This window comes from Halorientalis litorea (genome assembly GCF_023028225.1).
In the GTDB taxonomy this organism is placed as follows: Archaea; Halobacteriota; Halobacteria; order Halobacteriales; family Haloarculaceae; genus Halorientalis; species Halorientalis litorea.
Map to the genome: position 1 here is coordinate 61,266 of NZ_CP095482.1, position 16,455 is coordinate 77,720.

Here is a 16,455-nt window from a genome sequence, read left to right on the forward strand (position 1 = left end):
AGTTTCACTTCCACCACGCTGGCGTGCAACATTTAACCCCTGCGGGGATACAGAGACACCAGAGGATGACCTCGTTTCAATCGACGCTCGCCGAGGGGGACACCGTCGCCGAGGAGTTGGCGGCCGACCAGCAGTCTATCTCTATCGCCGAGTTCTTCGAGAAGAACCGGCAGATGCTCGGGTTCGACTCGGGTGCCCGGGCACTGGTGACGGCCGTCAAGGAAGCCGTCGACAACGCACTCGACGCCTGTGAGGAAGCCGGGATTCCGCCCGACATCTACGTCGAAATCGAAGAAGTCGGGGACTACTACCGCCTCGTCGTCGAGGACAACGGTCCCGGTATCACCAAAGAGCAGATTCCCAAGGTGTTCGGGAAACTCCTGTACGGCTCGCGGTTCCACGCCCGCGAACAGACGCGCGGCCAACAGGGCATCGGTATCTCCGCCGCCGTCCTCTACTCCCAACTCACGAGCGGCAAGCCCGCGAAAATCACCAGCTGTACCAGAGGCAAGCAGGCCAAATACTTCGAACTCACCATCGACACCGACACCAACGAACCCGAAATCGGGTCCGAGGACACGACGACGTGGGACCGCCCCCACGGGACGCGCATCGAACTGGAGATGGAGGGGAACATGCGTGCCCGCGGCCAACTCCACGACTACATCAAACACACCGCCGTCGTCAACCCCCACGCCCGCATCGAACTTCGCGAACCCGCCGAACACTTCAAACACGAGCGAGCCACGGACCAACTCCCCGAGGAAACTGAGGAGATTCGCCCCCACCCCCACGGCGTCGAACTCGGGACGCTCCTGAAGATGCTCGACGCCACCGATTCCTACTCCGTCTCGGGGTTCCTACAGGAGGAGTTCACCCGCGTCGGAGGCAAGACGGCCACGAAAGTCATCGACAACTTCCGTGACCGCCACTTCGGCCGCGAGATGGCGTGGCGACCGCCCGAAGCGCACGAGGACGCCGACATTAAAGACAGCGTGAGTGCGGCAACGTCGAACAAGAGTAAGGCCGCAACTCGTGACTTCTCGGACAGTATCAAGGCCCAAATTCACGGGGAGGATGGCGTATCACACGCCGAAATCGTCGCCATCGTAGACGAAGCCGCCGAGAACATCGAGGACGAGTACGGCACGACGTTCGGCGACACCGTTCGGGAGAACGCCGTCGCCGCCGCGTGGGAGGCAGTCACCGCCGAGCGGACGGCCGACATCTACGCGCTCGTGGACGAGGCGACGACCAAACGCAAGGACGACGCCCACGTGCAGGGGTTGGCTGAACGCATCGCGGACAAGTTCGGTGCCGAGGACAACCCCCGTGACAGGGTGACCCGCGACGCGCTCGCGGAGTTCGTCCGGCGCGCGGCCGACGCCGCGGCGGAGTACGACGACGCCACCTTCGGCGAGACGGCACGGGAGAACGTCGTCGAGACGCTGTGGGCGCGCATGCGGACCGTCCCCGACGACGTGCCGAAGGTGTCGGCCATCGCCGACGACCGGGATACGGCGAGTGAACTCCACGAGTCGATGCGGGAGACGGACATCATCGCCCCGCCGACGGACTGTCTCTCGCCCATCTCCGAGGAACTCGTCCTCGAAGGGCTGAAAAAGGAGTTCGACGCCGACTTCTATTCGGCCACGACGCGGGACGCCTCTGTCCACGGCGGCGACCCGTTCATCGTCGAGACGGGCATCGCCTACGGGGGCGAGATAGAGGACGGCGGGAAATCCAACGTGATGCGCTTCGCCAACCGCGTCCCGCTGGTGTATCAGCGTGGAGCCTGTGCCATCACGGACGTGGTCAAGGACATCAACTGGCGCAACTACAAACTCGACCAGCCGGGTGGCCGTGGCATCCCCAACGGCCCCGCAGTCATCATGGTTCACGTCGCCTCTACGAACGTCCCGTTCACCAGCGAGTCCAAAGACGCGGTGGCGAACGTCCCCGAGATAGAGGACGAAGTCGAGCGCGCCATCCGGGAGTCAGCCCGCGACCTGAAGTCGTTCCTCAAGAAGCGTCGCTCGATGCAGAAACGTCAGCGCAAACAGGACAAACTCGCCGACATTCTCCCGGCGATGGCCGAGAAACTCGCGGAGGTGACGGGCGACGGCGAACTCGACATCGACGATTCGCTGGCCCGCATCATGAACAACGTCCTCGTCGAGCGGGCGTACGAGGACGGCACCGTGCGCCTCACGATAGAGAACAACGACAGCACGAACGCCGACGTGGACGTGACGGACATCGTGACCGAGGACCCCGGCGACGTGGCCGACGCCACCGTCGTCGAGATGGACGGCGAGTGGTTCGTGAAGTGGTCGCCGACGATACCGTCCGGTGAGTCGGCCACCTTGGAGTACGAGGTGAACGGTGACGCGTCCTTCGACGTGCAGGTCGAGGGCATCGAAGACGAGAAACTGACGGTGAACACATGAGTACCGACAGCGACACCACGGCGGCCGAGGGCGACGCGCGGGAGCGACTCGTCGACCTCGCGGCACAGTTCTACGACCAGTTCGCACAGGGCGACGTGCCCACGATGTCGATTCCGACGCGGACCAAGGCCAACATCGAGTACGACGAGGACAAGGACGTGTGGGTGTACGGCGACCGGCAGAGCACCCGGACGGCCAAAACCGTCAGCGGCGCGCAGAAACTGCTGAAGGCCATCTACGTCATCGACTTCCTCGCCCAACAACTCGAAGAAGACCGCTCGTCGACGCTGCGTGAACTCTACTATCTCAGCGAGTCGTGGGACCTCACCGAGGCACAGTTCAACAGCCAAGACGAGTCGAACCAACTGGTCGAGGACCTCGAAATCGTCTCGGACGTTCGCCGCGAGGAGTTCCACATGCGCCCCGAGGAGTCGGGCGCGACGGTGATGGGGCCGCTGTTCATCCGCGAGCAGACCCGGCGTGGCGAGCGTGAAATCCACTGTCAGAAAGACGTCGGCGAGGGCGGCTACCAGATTCCGAACGACCCCGACACCATCGAGTTCCTCGACAACGACGCGGACTTCGTGCTGTGTGTCGAGACGGGTGGGATGCGTGACCGCCTCGTGGAGAACGGGTTCGACGAGGAGTACAACGCGCTCATCGTCCACCTCAAGGGACAGCCGGCACGGGCGACTCGGCGACTGACGAAACGCCTGCACGACGAACTCGGCCTCCCGGTCACGGTCTTTACCGACGGCGACCCGTGGTCCTACCGCATCTACGGGTCGGTGGCCTACGGGTCTATCAAGTCCGCCCACCTCTCGGAGTACCTCGCCACCCCCGACGCCCAGTACATCGGCATCCAACCCGCCGACATCGTTGAGTACGACCTCCCGACCGACCCGCTCAGCGACTCCGACATCAACGCCCTCGAATCCGAACTGGAGGACCCCCGCTTCCAGACGGACTACTGGCGCGAACAGATAGAACTCCAACTGGACATCGGGAAGAAGGCCGAACAGCAGTCGCTCGCCTCCCGCGGTCTGGACTTCGTGACGGATACCTACCTCCCGGAACGACTGACTGCGATGGGGGTCCTGTAGTCACGTCGAGTCGTCCAGCGCGACCGGGACGCCACGTCCCGCTACGTCGGCGGCGAACGCGTCGGCATCCGCCTCTATTTCCTCGAAGGTATCGTAGTGGACCGGGACGACGAGGTCCGGGGTCAGCAGTTCCGCGAGGTCGGCGGCACCCTCGCGGTCCATGGTGTAGGTGCCGCCGATGGGCGGGAGGAGTACGTCGACGTTCAGCTCCCCGAACCCGTCGAGGACGTCCGTGTCGCCCGGGAAGTACACGCGGGTCCCCTCGATGTCGAGGAGGAAGCCACAGCCGAACCCTTCCGGGTGTATCGGCGTCCCGTCCGGCCGGGTGTGCGGGCCGTCGGCGTGGTTGTACGCCTCGATGGGGTGGACGATGACGCCGTCGACGACCACGTTCGCCTCCGTGTTCACCCGCCGGGTGTCGAACGGCAGGTCGTGGACGGGCGTCACGTCGCGGTCGGTTTCGCTGTGGTGGACCGCGTCGTACACCAGCACCGTCGCGTCCTCGCTCGCGACCCGACGGATACCCTCCGGGTCGTAGTGATGGGCGTGGGAGACACAGACCAAATCGCCGTCGGACCACTGGCCCGACGAGGCCCCACTCGCTTCGCTCGTAGGACCCTCGTCCCGTGCGTCGTCGTCCAAGACACCGTAGCGACCGGGGTCGACGTAGACGACGGTGCCGTCGGAGGACTGGAGTCGGACCGTCGCGTACCCCAACCACTCCACCTGCAATCCATCGTAGTGAACTGTCATGGACGCGCGTAGCGTCGCCGAGTGAAAGTCCCTATCGGTCAGTCGCTGCCGGTCGCTGCGTGGTCGGCCAGTCGTTCGACGCGTGCGAGCGAGTCGGCGTCCTCGAGGTCTTTGTCCGCACGGACGCCGAGGAACCGGGGGAAGCGGAGCGCGAACCCCGAGGAGTACGTCGGGGAGGTCTGAATCTCCTCGTACCCCACCTCGAAGACGACGGCGGGGGCGACGTCGACCGTCTGCCCGTCCTCGCTTCGGACGTGTGGTTCGAGGAGGTCGGTCAGGTCGGCCAACTCCTCGTCGGTGATGCCCGTCGCGACGTTCCCGATGGTCTCGAACCCGTCGGGTGTTCGGACCGACAGCTCGAACGTGCCGAGGAACTCGGCACGCCGCCCCTCACCCCACTCCGCACCCGTGGCCACGAGGTCGAGGGTCTCCACGTCGGGTTTGCGCTTGAGCCAGTGTTTGCCCCGTCGTCCCGGCGAGTACGTCGACTCCGGGTCTTTGAGCATGATACCTTCGTGTCCGGCGTCGAGTGCCGCGGTCTCCACCGCGGCCACCTCGTCGGGGTCGTCGGTGACGGCCACCTCGGCGACGCCCGCCGACAGCAGCGAGCCGAGTCGGTCGTGGCGGTCGGTCAGTGGCGTGTCCAGCAGGTCCTCGCCGTCGGCGTGGAGACAGTCGAACGCCCGCAACTCGACTTCGACCTCTTCCCGGGCCTTCGCCACGTCGTGTTTCCGCCGGAACCGACGCAGGACCGCCTGAAACGGCAACGGGTCGCCGTCGTCGTCCACGGCGACCACCTCGCCGTCGAGAATGGCCGGAGCGCCGAGGTTCGTCTCGACGAAGGAGACGATTTCCGGGAGCGGGTCGGTCACGTCCTCCATGTTCCGGGAGTACAGCGAGACGGAGTCGCCGTCGTAGTGGACCTGTACCCGCGCGCCGTCGTACTTCCACTCGACGGCGGCCCGGCCCCAGTCCCCGAGTGCCTCGCTCACGGTTCCCGCTTGTGCGAGCATCGCCTGAACCGGACGACCGATTTCGAGGTGGATGTCGTCGAGTCCGTCTTCGCCCTCGTCTCGGGCGACTGTCGCGACGAGGCCGTAGTCGTTCGAGACGTGGAGGGCGCGTTCGACCGCCTCAATCGGCACGTCGAACGCCGCCGCGATGGCGTCCCTGACGGTGCCCTCGCCCACGCCGATGCGCATCTCCGAGAGAACGATGCGGGCCAGATAGCGCGCTTCGTCCGGGTCGGTCCGGTTGAACAGGCCGAACAGCACGTCGAGTTTGCGGTCCTGACTGCCACTGCCGTCGAGGGTAGCCAGCGTGTCGAGTTCGGCCGCCACCTCGCCGACGGTGAGGGCTTCGCGGCCGCCGCCGCCGAACGACCCGAGTCCGCGCTGTCCGCCGAACTCGTAGTCGGCCGCGACTTCGCCTACGTCACCGACGGTCGCGACTCGGGACTCGACATCGGCGGCGGAGACGTTCTGCCCGGCGGCGCGGGCGATGGCCTCGTAACACAGTGCCGGTCCGATGTCGAGCGTCGTCGACTCGTGTGCCGGGAACACCCGGCCCTGCACGAAGCGGGTGACCGTCGGCAGGTCTTCGCCCGCCGCCTCGAAGAGGTCTCTCACCGACTCGACGATGGCGAGGTCCGCGGACTCCGCCTCGATGGCGGCGGCGTCCTCGGCGAAGGCGGCGAACTCCATCGGCGGCGGCTACTCTCTCGGGTGGAATAAATCGCCCGAAGAACGAGTCCGTCGCTACTGTGCGGTTAGCGGCTGTCCGCCGTCGCCTCGTAGGCGTCTCCGAAACGCTCGACTGCCCGGTGGATGGGGAGCGTGATTCCGGCACGCCGGGCCACGAGTGCCACGGGCAACAGCATGATGGCGAGCATGAGGCTCAACTGGTACAGTGCGAACACCGCGCCGCGGTACAGGCGAGTTGCCATTGTCTTCGGCTAACCACGGACGACACCAGTATTTAAAATTTCTCATAGCTAAGAAATCATAATGTTCTTTTTATCGGTTAAGGGGTGCCGCTGTCTGGTGGTTTCGTTCGAGGTTGGGCTATGACAGTTCTCGGAGGGTATCGGGCGCGCCGATGGTAATCGGTGGGTAATCAACGCCCGTGGGAGCCATAAGTTATGACCAACATCGGCGTGACGTGCGCACGGGGCGACGGCGGCGACGGAAATCACAAGACACGATAGGCTGGGGGCTGGAAGGGGTAGTATGAACTATCTCGTGGCGATGGAGGCGGCGTGGTTGGTTCGGGACGTAGACGACATCGACGACGCCATCGGCGTGGCCGTCAGCGAGGCGGGGAAGCGGCTCAACGACCAGGACCTCGACTACGTCGAGGTGGAAGTCGGAGCGACCGGCTGTCCCGCCTGTGGGGAGCCGTTCGACTCCGCGTTCGTCGCCGCCGACACCGCGCTGGTCGGCCTCGTCTTGGAGATGAAAGTCTTCAACGCCGAGAGTACCGAACACGCCCAGCGCATCGCCAAGAGTGAAGTCGGCGGCGCGCTCCGCGATGTCCCGTTGAAAGTCGTCGAAACCGTCGAGTTCGCCGAGGAAGACGAACCGAACGCCGACGCCTGACCGAAGCTTTTTGTATTACCTCTGGTAATCCGGCAGTATGGAACTGCCGACGCCCGCCGATTTACGTGAGCGGCGGACGGAACTCGAACTGACCCAGAGCGAACTCGCCGACCGGGCGGACGTGTCACAACCCCTCATCGCTCGCATCGAGGGCGAAGACGTGGACCCGCGGCTCTCGACGCTCCGGCGCATCGTCAACGCCCTCGAAGAGGCCGAGAGCGGAATTCTCCGCGCGTCTGATTTGATGCACAGTCCGGTCTACAGCGTCGAACCCGACGACAGCGTCAACACAGCCATCGAAATCATGGACCAAGAGGGGTACTCACAGTTGCCCGTCGTCCGGGACAACTACCCCGTCGGCATCGTCGGCCACAGCGACATCCGCCACGCCGACGACGACGACCCGGGTGACCTCCCCATCGCCGACGTGATGCGTGAGTCTATCACGACCGTGACTGCCGACGCCACTGTGGACGAGGTGGACACCCACCTCGACCACCACGAGGCGGTCATCGTCATCGAGAACGGCGACATGGCGGGTATCATCACCGACGCGGACGTGGCGGCGAACCTCTCGTAAGCAAATGCGGAACCCGCTTACCTTCTACGGCGGTATCGGCTGGATACTCGTCGGCCTGACCCTCCTCGGCGGTGTGCTGGCGGTCGATTCGGTAGCGTCACGCGTGATTCTGGCTGCTCTCGGTCTCGGCTGTGGGATGTTCGGCCTGCAGTTCTTCCGAGATGACGACGAGAACTCGGGCTGACGGCTCAGGCCAGTTCTAACCCACGAACCGCGACGCATTCCTCACCCCCCCGGACTTCGCCGATGAGACGGCCGTCAGTCGCCGCGGCGACTGCCTCGGCGTCGTCCGGTGCCAGTGCCGCCACGAACCCGGTCCCCATGTTGAACGTCCGGTGCATCTCCTCGTCGGCGACGTTCCCCTCCGCCTGCACGAACTCGAACACTGGCTGGGCGTCGAACGGGTCGGTGATGTCGTAGTGGAACGCGCCCATCCGCGAGAGGTTCGTCCACCCGCCACCGGTGACGTGGGCCGCGGCGTGTGTGTCGTGTTCTCTGAGCGTGTCGAGCAAGTCCGTGTAGATGCGCGTCGGTTCGAGGAGTTCCTCGGCGATGGTCCGCTCGGAGTTCGGCGGGAACGGGTCGTCGTACTCGTGGTTCCGCGTCACCGCCTCGCGGGCGAGTGTCAGGCCGTTCGAGTGGATGCCACTGGACGGAAAGCCCACGAGCGCGTCGCCGGGGTCGGCCTCACCGGGGAACAGCGCGCCCTTCTCCGCGAGACCGGCGCAGGTTCCCGCGATGTCCAACCCCTTGATGACGTCGGGCATGACCGCCGTCTCGCCGCCGACCAGTGCCACGTCCGCCCGCTCTGCACCCGCGGCCAGTCCGTCGCCAATTTCCTCGCTCGTCCGTTCGTCGGGTTTCTCGACGGCGAGGTAGTCGACGAAGGCGACCGGTCGGACCCCTGCTGCCACGAGGTCGTTGACGTTCATCGCGATGCAGTCGATACCGATGGTCGAGTAGTCGTCGGCGGCTTCGGCCACGAGGAGTTTCGTCCCGACGCCGTCGGCGGCCAGCGCGAGGTAGCGGTCGCCGATGTCGAGCAGGCCCGCGAAGTCACCCTCGAAACCCTCCGTCGCACCGATGAGTGCCGCCGTCGCCGCCTCGCTGGCGTCGATGTCCACGCCGCTCTCGGCGTAGGTCAGCCCCTCCTCGTCGTCGGTGTCCTCGGTCATGTCCGAGTGGGGGCGTGGCGGGCGCAAAAGCGCGTCGGTCCTCAGAGGAAAACCTGCCAGAGGATGTACACCGACAGCCCCGCGGAAGGGGCGAAGATGGCGAGAAAGACTGGCTTACTCCACGACAGAACCGTCTTGCCGTCCAGCGGACCGAACGGAATCATATTGAAGCCGGCGAGGAAGACGTTGATACCGACGCCGAACAGACCGACGGTTCCGACGAAGCCGCTGGCGAGGAACGCGAGCGGTGCGAACACCACGGCGAGGGCGATGTTCGTCACCGGACCGGCCAGCGCGATGAGGCCGTTTTGTCGCTCCGTCGAGTACCCGGCGTGATACACCGCGCCCGGTGCGGCGAAGAAGAAACCGGCGAGCGCGGCGGCCACGGCGACGAACAACATCCCGTAGTCCGCCCGGAACTCGGCGCGCTTGCCGAAGCGGATGGCGACGACCTTGTGTGCGAGTTCGTGCAGCAGGAAGCCGACGCCGACGGTGAGCAGCGAGAGCGTGACCCACCGAACCGCCACCGCGGAGAGGAACACGCTCGGGCCGCCGCCGATGAGCAATGCGAAGGCGGCACTGAGTGCGACCCACGCCGCGGCCAAATCGAGCAGTTCCCGCCCGCTGAACGTGACGTTCACGTCACGAGCCCCCAGATGAGCGTCGCGCTGTTCTGGGCACCCTGTACCATCAGTCGCACGACACCCTCGATGCCACCCACGTCGGCCGCGATAATCGGCAGCAGAACCGCCGCGAACATCGCGCTCGCGATGATGCTCCCGATGTTCGTCATAGCGACGATGAGGATGAGCCGAAACAGCGGGACCGCTCGCAGTCGCGAGACTAGCTCGCCGATGGGAGCCTCCTCGTCGCTCAGAATCTCGTTGAGCGTCTTGATGTCGCCGACGTTGACCGTCGTGTACCGCAACTCCACGTAGCCCGCGAACCACCCGGGCGCGAGCAGCGGGTTGACGCTCGTCAGCCACGCGACGGCCCCGCCGACAGTCGCGCTGGACCAGCGTGCCCCCGCGAGTTTCGCCAGCGAGAACGAGACGATACCGTTGATGAGGAACCACGCCCCGAACAGGCGAACGAGAAAGCCGGTCGAGGCCCCTTCGACGCCCGTCGCGACGGCGATAGCGAGCAACACGAAGAAGACACCGAACCCGACCGTGAACAGGTAGCCGAACAGTTTGAACAGGGAGAAGCGACTCCCTTGTTCTGTCCCGACCAGAGACTCCATCGGGGGCAGGCTGTCGGGGTCGTCGAGGTAGCGTTGAATCCCCTCGCGGTGGCCCGCGCCGACGACGGCCAACACGTCGTAGCCCGCAGACCGGAGGCGGACGAGGTTGTGTGCGATGTAGGCGTCACGCTCGTCGATGAGTGCCTCGGCTCCGCCCGGCGAGAACCGACGGAACTCCTCCATCATCGCCGTCACCACGTCCGCGTCGGTCAACTCTTCGAGGTCGAGTTCTGCCGGGTCCGTCCCCTCCGTCGAAACCGCCAACGCGGCGGCCAACGGGACTCCCACGAGGGCCCCGATGCCCACGGCCACGATGAGGCCGTCGAGGACGGTGAGTACCACGCCAGCCACGCCACCGAGGACGCCGAGGCTGCCGGGGACGGTCACCGCACCCGTCACCAGCGGGCCAGCCAGAATCTCGACGGGGATGGCTAGAATCAGGCCCAGCGACATCCCGAGCGTCAGCCCCGCGACGGCGGGGTCAGCTGCACCAGTCAGGAGGCCGCCGACCAGTTTCAGTTTCTCCAGTCCCGAGAGACGTTTCCAGAACCGCTGGATGGTCGTCTGGATGTCCCGGTCGACCAACGCGATGCCGAGGCCGTGTTCCTCGGCGGCGTCGACTGCGGCCATCATGTCCGCACCGGGTTTGATGTCGAAGCGGTCGCCGAGTCGCGCCTGCACGTACGAGAGCAACCAGTACGCGAGGAACTGAAAGACCGTGTTGCCTTCGAGCAGGTCGCTCGCCTCGATGTCGTCGGGCGTCTCGCCCTTGAGTTGACGGTACCGCCCCTCGTCGAGTTCGACGGCGACGACATCCGGCCGTTGTTCCTCGATAGTCCGCTCGACTTCATCCACACTGTCCTGTGAGACGTGTGCCGTCCCGAGGACAGTCACGTCCCCTTCCCCCGACGGCTGTCCCGGTGGATTCGGCGTCGGTGCCGACCGTTCGCTCATTGGGGGCTTGTAGACAACCGCCCGGTTTACGATTGTCGGCACACTCCGGGCGGTGTCGGCACCTTCTTTCGCCCCGACAGTGAAGCCGGTCGCATGGCCGCGCTGATGGACACACACATCGAGAACCGAGAGATCGTACAGCCACACCACGCCAACACCCACGGGACGGTCCACGGGGGGAACGTCACGAAGTGGATGGACGAGGTGGGCGCGATGGCGGCGATGCGTTTCGCCGGGAGCAACGTCGTCACCGCCCGGATGGAGCAGGTGAACTTCCGCCGCCCCATCCCCGTGGGCGATACCGCACTTATCGAGAGCTACGTCTACGACGCGGGCGAGACGAGCATCCGCGTCCGGTGTCGGGTGTATCGCGAACACATCGAAACCGACGAGACGGAACTGACCACCGAGTCCCACCTCGTGTACGTCGCCGTGGACGAGGACGCCGACTCGGTGCCGGTGCCGGAACTCGAAACCGAGAGCGAACGCGGGCGTGAACTGTTGGCCGCCGCTCGCGCGAGCGACGAGACGCACTCTGACTGACGGTGCCCACCGGCGAGGCTCAGAAGTCCGGCAAGTCGTCCGGCGGTTCGTAGTCCGTCTCCCAGTCGATGTACTCCTCTTTCAGCACCTCACAGACGAGTTGACCCAACTCAGTCAGTCCCGCGTTGATGGCCGAGGTGGTCCCCCACGAATCGATATCCGGGTGGATGTCGCGCTCTTTCCAGTCCTGTGGGAGTCCCGGCGCGTGGTAGCCGACGCGGTCGGCGTGTGAATCCCAGAAGAAATCGAACTGTGAGAGCAACTCGAGGTCACGGACGATTTCGAACTCCTCGTCGGTCACCTCCGTCCGTGCGGCCCACTCCTCGAAGGCCGACCGCCACGCCCCGTCCCGGAGAAACGCCTCTATCTCGTCGCGCCGGTAGTCCGTATCACCGACGACCTCCGCGTCCTCGTACTCGTTGGGGTCGAATGCCTCTAACGTCGGCGGTTGCGGCACGTCTGCCGATATACCCATACCGGAGATGGGTGCCTACAGAAGCAAAACTGTTTGTGACTGCCGACTACACGCTGGCCGCCAGCACGAACGTCTCGCGCCGGTCCGTCGCCCGTTCGACGGTGAACCCGGCGGCTTCGAGGTGGTCGGCGGCCGTCGCGGCGTCGTACCGCTCGGCGACCGGTGGCCCGTCCGCGCCGGTGCCGGCCGCACTCCAGTCCGCGATGGCGAGACGACCGTCCGGCGCGAGGACGCGGGCCAGTTCCGCACTCGCCGCCTCGCCCGCGAACTCGTGGTAGGTCATGGTCGAGAAGACGGCGTCGAGTGCCCCGTCCCGGACCGGGAGCGCGTCGCCGACGGCGGTGAGCGGGTGGACGTTCTCCGGGACGCCCTTCGTCCGGTATCGGTCGTGCATGGCTCGCTGAACGTCGATAGCGAGGACACGACCGACGTGCGGTGCCACGTCGTCGGTGTAAAATCCCGTCCCGCTCCCGAGGTCCGCCACTACGTCCTCGGGGTCCGGTGCGAGCAGTCCGAGCAATTCGTCCACGGAGAGATGCTCGTAGCGTGACCGGTCTTCGAGCGCGTCGGCGCGTTCGACCGGGAACGTGTGAAAGCCCATACTCGGTACGACGTGCCCGACCCGCTTAACGCTACGGCGGGCCGTCGTTTCACCGCTCGTAGGTTCCCGTGAGTCGGGCAGTGGCGACGACGGACTCCGCCATGGCATTCGACAGTGCCCGGCGTCGCGCGCCGGCCTGTACGTTGACGGTCGAGTCGAGGGCGTAGAGGGTGAACCGGTACGTGTGTGGTCCGTCCCCCTCCGGCGGCCGGGGACCGCGGTAGCCGAGCTCGCCGAACCCGTTCGTCCCCTGTCGGGCGTCACCGAGCGACGGGACGCGCCGGGCCTGCGGGACGTGTTCGGGAATCTCCCTCGTCTCGGGCGGAAGTCCCCAGAGGAGCCAGTGGACGAACGTTCCGTCGGGTGCGTCCGGGTCGTCGACGACGAGGGCCAGCGACGCGATGGCCCCGGGAACGCCAGCGAGCGACAGCGGCGGCGACACGTCCGCCCCGTCGCCAGTGTGTTTCGTCGGTATCGTCTCTCCGTTCGCGAACGCCGACGAGGTGAGGCGCGTGTCCGACCCCGAATCGACGGTTGTCGCCGGGTCAGCGGTGTCCACGCCGTCACCACCGTCGAGCGTGGTACACCCGGCGAGCGTGCAGAGAGCACCCGTGACGCAGCCGAAAACTGCACGACGAGTCGGCATGGATTCGGATTCGCTGCCGCGACACCTCAAGGTACGGGTCGCGAGGAGTCGGGAGGTTCATTACGCCTGCCGGGCCAACGTGTTGGTATGGCAGAGGTCATTCCTCCCGGCGAGCGCGTCTGCGAACGGTGCGGTCGGCACGACGTGTGGGACGCCGATACGTGTGCGTGGGTCATCGCTACCGAGGACGGTGAGAAAGCGGTCGGCAACCCCCACTGCCTCCACGAGTGGGACATCAACGGCAACTACAACCCCTTCGAGGGGTGACGGGACTCGGCGGCAGTCCGTTCGCCGTTTCGGTTCCCGTGCTGTTCGAACGGGAACATCTCCCGTCATCGCCAATACGACTTATGCCCCTTTAGCCGAGACAGCGGCGTATGCGGAGTCGATGCAAACTCTGCCGGGGGCGACTCACCGACCGGTCACAGGACCAGAACTGTTCGTGTGGGTGGGTACTCGATGCAAACTGTGCCCACAATCACCGTCACTGGTGCCCGGACGACGGCCGGGACAACTGGGTCGGCGCGGTCGAACTCTGACCGGGCGGCAACCACAACGCGTTTTTTCCGACGACGCGACGACTACGGCGTGCCCACAGTGTACATCACCGCACCCCGTGACCACGCCGAAAGACTCGCGCGGACCCTCGTCGAGGAGCGACTCGCCGCCTGCGTGAACCGCGTGGCGTGCCAGTCAGTCTATCGCTGGGAGGGAACCGTCCACGAGGACCCGGAAACCGTGTTGCTCGCCAAGACGACTGCGGACCGCTACGAGGAACTCGTCGCCCGCGTCCGTGACCTGCATCCACACGACGTGCCCTGTATCGAACGGTTCGAGGAGGCCGACATCGCCGACGCCTTCGCCGACTGGCGCGCCCGTGCCACCGAGTAACCGGCGTGTGACACCGCGCGCACCCCCTCACTCGTCCGTCTCGGGGATGTGGTCCTGCGCGACGACCTCGTCGGAGTCGGCGTGTTCCCGGGACAGTTGCACGTAGCGGTCGCCCGCGTAGGCCCACGGCGAGTCCTCGACCTCCTTGACGACTTCGGCGGGCGTCCCGGCGACGAGCACGGACTCGGGAACGTCCGTCCCCTCGGTGACGAGGCTGTTCGCGCCGACGAGGCTCTCGGCCCCGATGGTCGAGCGGTCGAGGACGATGGCCCCCATCCCGACCATCGCGCGCTCACCGACCGTCGCCGCGTGGACGATGGCGTTGTGGCCGACCGTCACGTACGGGCCGAGTTCGACGCCCTCGTGGAGCGTCGCGTTGTCTTGGACGTTCGCGCCCTCGCGGAGGACGATTTCCCCGTGATCTCCCCGGAGAACTGCCCCGGGCCAGACGCTCGCCTCCGCCGCTATCGTGACATTGCCGATAACCGTCGCCTCGGGGTCGACGTAAGCTGAGTCGGCGATGTCGGGTTCGACGCCGTCGAAAGACCGTATCATCTCGTGGTCGGGACTCGCGGCGACGGCATAAAACTGCGTGTCTCAAGCCCCCTTCTCGACCTGATACCAGTCGCCGTCCCACGAGAGGGCGTACTCGCTGAGTGCCTTGATTGCCGTCAAGCTGTACAGCGGGAGGACCAAGGGGACGACGAGCCACGCCCACCCGAGTTTGTTGACGGTGTCGTGGTACCAGTCGTGGACTCGGACGACGGCCGTCGACGCGACGACGACGACCAGCGGGAGCAACGCGAGTTTGCGCGCGCCCACGAGGACGAGGACGCCGAACTTCGAGATGAGGGACAGCATCAACAGGCTTCCCACGAGGGTGCCGGCACAGATGGCCGCCGAGGTGAGGTTCCGGTAGTCCGTCAGCGGCCGGGCGGTTGCGAGTAGCTTGTGGAGTACCTGCGCGTAGCCGGTCATCCAGCGTTTGCGCTGGCCCCACCAGTCCGACAGCGTGTGTGCCGCCTCGATGCGCGACGGGCAGGTCAACTGCTCGCGAACGTCCAACCGCGCCTTGTAGCAATCGTAGGCGAAGTCGAAGTCTTCGGTTAGCATCGCCGTGTCGTAACCGCCGACACGCTCGATGGCCGCCCGACGCATCACGACCGACCGGCTGGCAGCCATTCGGAAGTCCGTCACGAGGTACAGCAACCGTCGGCTGACGTAACTCAACAGGACCGATTCGTAGTATGCTAGCTCTTCCACCACGCCGTCAGGTTCTGGGACCGTCCGTCCCTGCACCACGTCGCACTCGCCCAGTCGCTCGACGGCCGTCCCGACGAACTCGGGGTGAACGCGCTCGTCGGCGTCGAAGACGGCCACGTGGTCGCTGTCTGTCTCCTCGACAGCGTAGTTGATCGCACCCGCCTTCGACCCGGGGTAGCGTGTGTTCACGAGGCGTGAGACGCGTGGGTGCGAAGCGAGTTCGCTCGCACGCCGCTTGCTCGCCTCGTCGTCCGGTTCACAGACGATACACACGTCGAGGTCCTCGTACGAGGTTGCGAGCAGACTTTCGACGCTTCGGTCGAGGACGTTCGCGTCACCGTACACCGGGACGATGGCGGTGACCGAGGGGCCGACACGGGAGGGCGGAGACCGGTCTTCCGACCGGAGGGTCCACAGGAACGCGGCCGTCGACGTCGAGATGAACCCAGCGAACATGAGACTCGACACGACGGCCTGCAACAGGACGACACCGAGGACGATGAACGCGAGGTCGAGACGGAACGTCAGGGGGTAAGTCCCCTGGACGAAGCCGAACACGAACACGCCGCTGGAAACGCCCAGAAACCCCAGACGGTCCAGCCATCGCCGTATGACTCTCATCGATACAACGCCTCCGGTGCGAAGTGTCGAGAGAACGCTAAATGTATTTACCGATTGACCATCCCGACACCGCCGCCTCGTACCGGCGAATGGCCCCTGCCGTTGTGAACCGTATCGGACGCTTAATTATCGGCTTTGATTCCCTATTGATAACGCTTAGCACGCTTTTTGAGGATGATTGGTGGAATTATTCGGCTAAATTATTTCATATGATAACTGCGGAGTATGGTTTATCTATCGCCTCCACGTCCCGTTAGATATGAACCCCTCGCTGGACGACATCGCAACGTTCTTCAGCCATCTTGTGGTGGCTGGGGCGGTGCCAGTCGTTCTCCTTCCCGGGATGAGCATCTCGTCGCTCCTCGGGACGGCACAGACAGCGGTCGGTACCCTCCCACTGGAACACGTCGGCTTCGCCGTCCTCCTCGGTATCCTCGCCGCGGCGTGGTTCAGCACCACCGAGTCACCGCCAGCGCGGACCGAGACGAGCATCGAACGAGCGGATTGACCGTCGGTCTCGGCACTCGTCGAGTGCCAGCTTGTCGGTCGAACCCGGCCGA

Annotated in this window: 21 protein-coding genes; 10 read left to right on the forward strand and 11 right to left on the reverse strand. The window is 65.5% G+C overall.

Annotated elements, in window-relative coordinates:
• Positions 1-65 precede the first annotated feature (65 nt).
• Entirely contained in the window at positions 66-2,450 is a 2,385-nt protein-coding gene (locus MUG95_RS00340; RefSeq protein WP_247009082.1) for a DNA topoisomerase VI subunit B, read from the forward strand.
• Entirely contained in the window at positions 2,447-3,553 is a 1,107-nt protein-coding gene (locus MUG95_RS00345) for a DNA topoisomerase IV subunit A (RefSeq protein WP_247009083.1), read from the forward strand. Before MUG95_RS00340 ends, MUG95_RS00345 begins: the two co-directional genes overlap by 4 nt.
• Here the strand turns inward: MUG95_RS00345 and MUG95_RS00350 are convergent, their stop codons facing one another.
• From MUG95_RS00350 to MUG95_RS00360, 3 genes are all read right to left on the reverse strand, one after another.
• Positions 3,554-4,306 (reverse strand): MBL fold metallo-hydrolase, encoded by a 753-nt coding sequence (locus MUG95_RS00350; RefSeq protein WP_247009084.1) that lies wholly within the window; start codon positions 4,304-4,306, stop codon positions 3,554-3,556.
• A gap of 38 nt (positions 4,307-4,344) precedes the next feature.
• Positions 4,345-6,009 (reverse strand): ATP-dependent DNA ligase LigA, encoded by a 1,665-nt coding sequence (gene ligA / locus MUG95_RS00355; protein ID WP_247009085.1) that lies wholly within the window; start codon positions 6,007-6,009, stop codon positions 4,345-4,347.
• Between the two features lie 65 nt (positions 6,010-6,074).
• Positions 6,075-6,251: a hypothetical protein gene (locus MUG95_RS00360; protein ID WP_247009086.1), complete on the reverse strand. Its 177-nt coding sequence runs from the start codon at positions 6,249-6,251 to the stop codon at positions 6,075-6,077.
• A 283-nt stretch (positions 6,252-6,534) separates the two neighbouring features.
• Here MUG95_RS00360 and MUG95_RS00365 point away from each other — a divergent pair, with 283 nt between their 5' ends.
• From MUG95_RS00365 to MUG95_RS00375, 3 genes are read left to right on the forward strand one after another with little or no spacing between them, the layout of a single operon-like run.
• Positions 6,535-6,903, forward strand: a complete 369-nt coding sequence (locus MUG95_RS00365; protein ID WP_247009087.1) for a DUF555 domain-containing protein — start codon at positions 6,535-6,537, stop codon at positions 6,901-6,903.
• A 37-nt stretch (positions 6,904-6,940) separates the two neighbouring features.
• Complete coding sequence (locus tag MUG95_RS00370; protein WP_247009088.1) at positions 6,941-7,483, forward strand: CBS domain-containing protein; 543 nt, start codon at positions 6,941-6,943, stop codon at positions 7,481-7,483.
• A gap of 4 nt (positions 7,484-7,487) precedes the next feature.
• Positions 7,488-7,667: a hypothetical protein gene (locus tag MUG95_RS00375; protein WP_247009089.1), complete on the forward strand. Its 180-nt coding sequence runs from the start codon at positions 7,488-7,490 to the stop codon at positions 7,665-7,667.
• Between the two features lie 4 nt (positions 7,668-7,671).
• Here MUG95_RS00375 and purM read toward each other — a convergent pair whose 3' ends face one another.
• Genes purM through MUG95_RS00390 form a run of 3 tightly spaced genes read right to left on the reverse strand, consistent with a single transcriptional unit; the run spans position 7,672 to position 10,855 of the window.
• On the reverse strand, positions 7,672-8,658 hold the full coding sequence (purM, locus tag MUG95_RS00380; RefSeq protein WP_247009090.1) for a phosphoribosylformylglycinamidine cyclo-ligase: 987 nt from the start codon (positions 8,656-8,658) through the stop codon (positions 7,672-7,674).
• Positions 8,659-8,699: 41 nt separating this feature from the next.
• The gene (locus MUG95_RS00385) at positions 8,700-9,299 is read right to left on the reverse strand and encodes a zinc metalloprotease (protein WP_247009091.1); all 600 of its coding nucleotides are present in this window, start codon (positions 9,297-9,299) and stop codon (positions 8,700-8,702) included.
• On the reverse strand, positions 9,296-10,855 hold the full coding sequence (locus MUG95_RS00390; protein ID WP_247009092.1) for a TraB/GumN family protein: 1,560 nt from the start codon (positions 10,853-10,855) through the stop codon (positions 9,296-9,298). Before MUG95_RS00390 ends, MUG95_RS00385 begins: the two co-directional genes overlap by 4 nt.
• Before the next feature lie 93 nt (positions 10,856-10,948).
• Here MUG95_RS00390 and MUG95_RS00395 point away from each other — a divergent pair, with 93 nt between their 5' ends.
• Complete coding sequence (locus tag MUG95_RS00395) at positions 10,949-11,398, forward strand: acyl-CoA thioesterase (protein ID WP_247009093.1); 450 nt, start codon at positions 10,949-10,951, stop codon at positions 11,396-11,398.
• 19 nt (positions 11,399-11,417) lie between these two features.
• On the opposite strand, the gene MUG95_RS00400 is transcribed toward MUG95_RS00395, so the two are convergent.
• From MUG95_RS00400 to MUG95_RS00410, 3 genes are read right to left on the reverse strand one after another with little or no spacing between them, the layout of a single operon-like run.
• Positions 11,418-11,873 carry a DUF7992 family protein gene (locus tag MUG95_RS00400; RefSeq protein WP_247009094.1) on the reverse strand — a complete coding sequence of 152 codons (456 nt, stop codon included), beginning with the start codon at positions 11,871-11,873 and terminating at the stop codon, positions 11,418-11,420.
• A 46-nt stretch (positions 11,874-11,919) separates the two neighbouring features.
• Positions 11,920-12,474 (reverse strand): class I SAM-dependent methyltransferase, encoded by a 555-nt coding sequence (locus tag MUG95_RS00405; protein WP_247009095.1) that lies wholly within the window; start codon positions 12,472-12,474, stop codon positions 11,920-11,922.
• A 49-nt stretch (positions 12,475-12,523) separates the two neighbouring features.
• Positions 12,524-13,120 (reverse strand): YbhB/YbcL family Raf kinase inhibitor-like protein, encoded by a 597-nt coding sequence (locus MUG95_RS00410; protein ID WP_247009096.1) that lies wholly within the window; start codon positions 13,118-13,120, stop codon positions 12,524-12,526.
• 87 nt (positions 13,121-13,207) lie between these two features.
• Between MUG95_RS00410 and MUG95_RS00415 the strand changes: the two genes are divergently transcribed.
• From MUG95_RS00415 to cutA, 3 genes are all read left to right on the forward strand, one after another.
• The gene (locus MUG95_RS00415; protein WP_247009097.1) at positions 13,208-13,387 is read left to right on the forward strand and encodes an HEWD family protein; all 180 of its coding nucleotides are present in this window, start codon (positions 13,208-13,210) and stop codon (positions 13,385-13,387) included.
• A 110-nt stretch (positions 13,388-13,497) separates the two neighbouring features.
• Positions 13,498-13,659 carry a hypothetical protein gene (locus tag MUG95_RS00420; protein ID WP_247009098.1) on the forward strand — a complete coding sequence of 54 codons (162 nt, stop codon included), beginning with the start codon at positions 13,498-13,500 and terminating at the stop codon, positions 13,657-13,659.
• A 49-nt stretch (positions 13,660-13,708) separates the two neighbouring features.
• Positions 13,709-14,011, forward strand: a complete 303-nt coding sequence (gene cutA, locus MUG95_RS00425) for a divalent-cation tolerance protein CutA (protein WP_247009099.1) — start codon at positions 13,709-13,711, stop codon at positions 14,009-14,011.
• A 27-nt stretch (positions 14,012-14,038) separates the two neighbouring features.
• On the opposite strand, the gene MUG95_RS00430 is transcribed toward cutA, so the two are convergent.
• Together MUG95_RS00430 and MUG95_RS00435 are read right to left on the reverse strand one after the other, a co-directional pair.
• Entirely contained in the window at positions 14,039-14,566 is a 528-nt protein-coding gene (locus tag MUG95_RS00430; protein WP_247009100.1) for a gamma carbonic anhydrase family protein, read from the reverse strand.
• 42 nt (positions 14,567-14,608) lie between these two features.
• Positions 14,609-15,895 (reverse strand): glycosyltransferase family 2 protein, encoded by a 1,287-nt coding sequence (locus MUG95_RS00435; RefSeq protein ID WP_247009101.1) that lies wholly within the window; start codon positions 15,893-15,895, stop codon positions 14,609-14,611.
• Positions 15,896-16,154: 259 nt separating this feature from the next.
• Here MUG95_RS00435 and MUG95_RS00440 point away from each other — a divergent pair, with 259 nt between their 5' ends.
• Positions 16,155-16,403, forward strand: coding sequence for a hypothetical protein (locus MUG95_RS00440; RefSeq protein WP_247009102.1), 249 nt, complete (start codon positions 16,155-16,157; stop codon positions 16,401-16,403).
• Positions 16,404-16,455 lie beyond the last annotated feature (52 nt).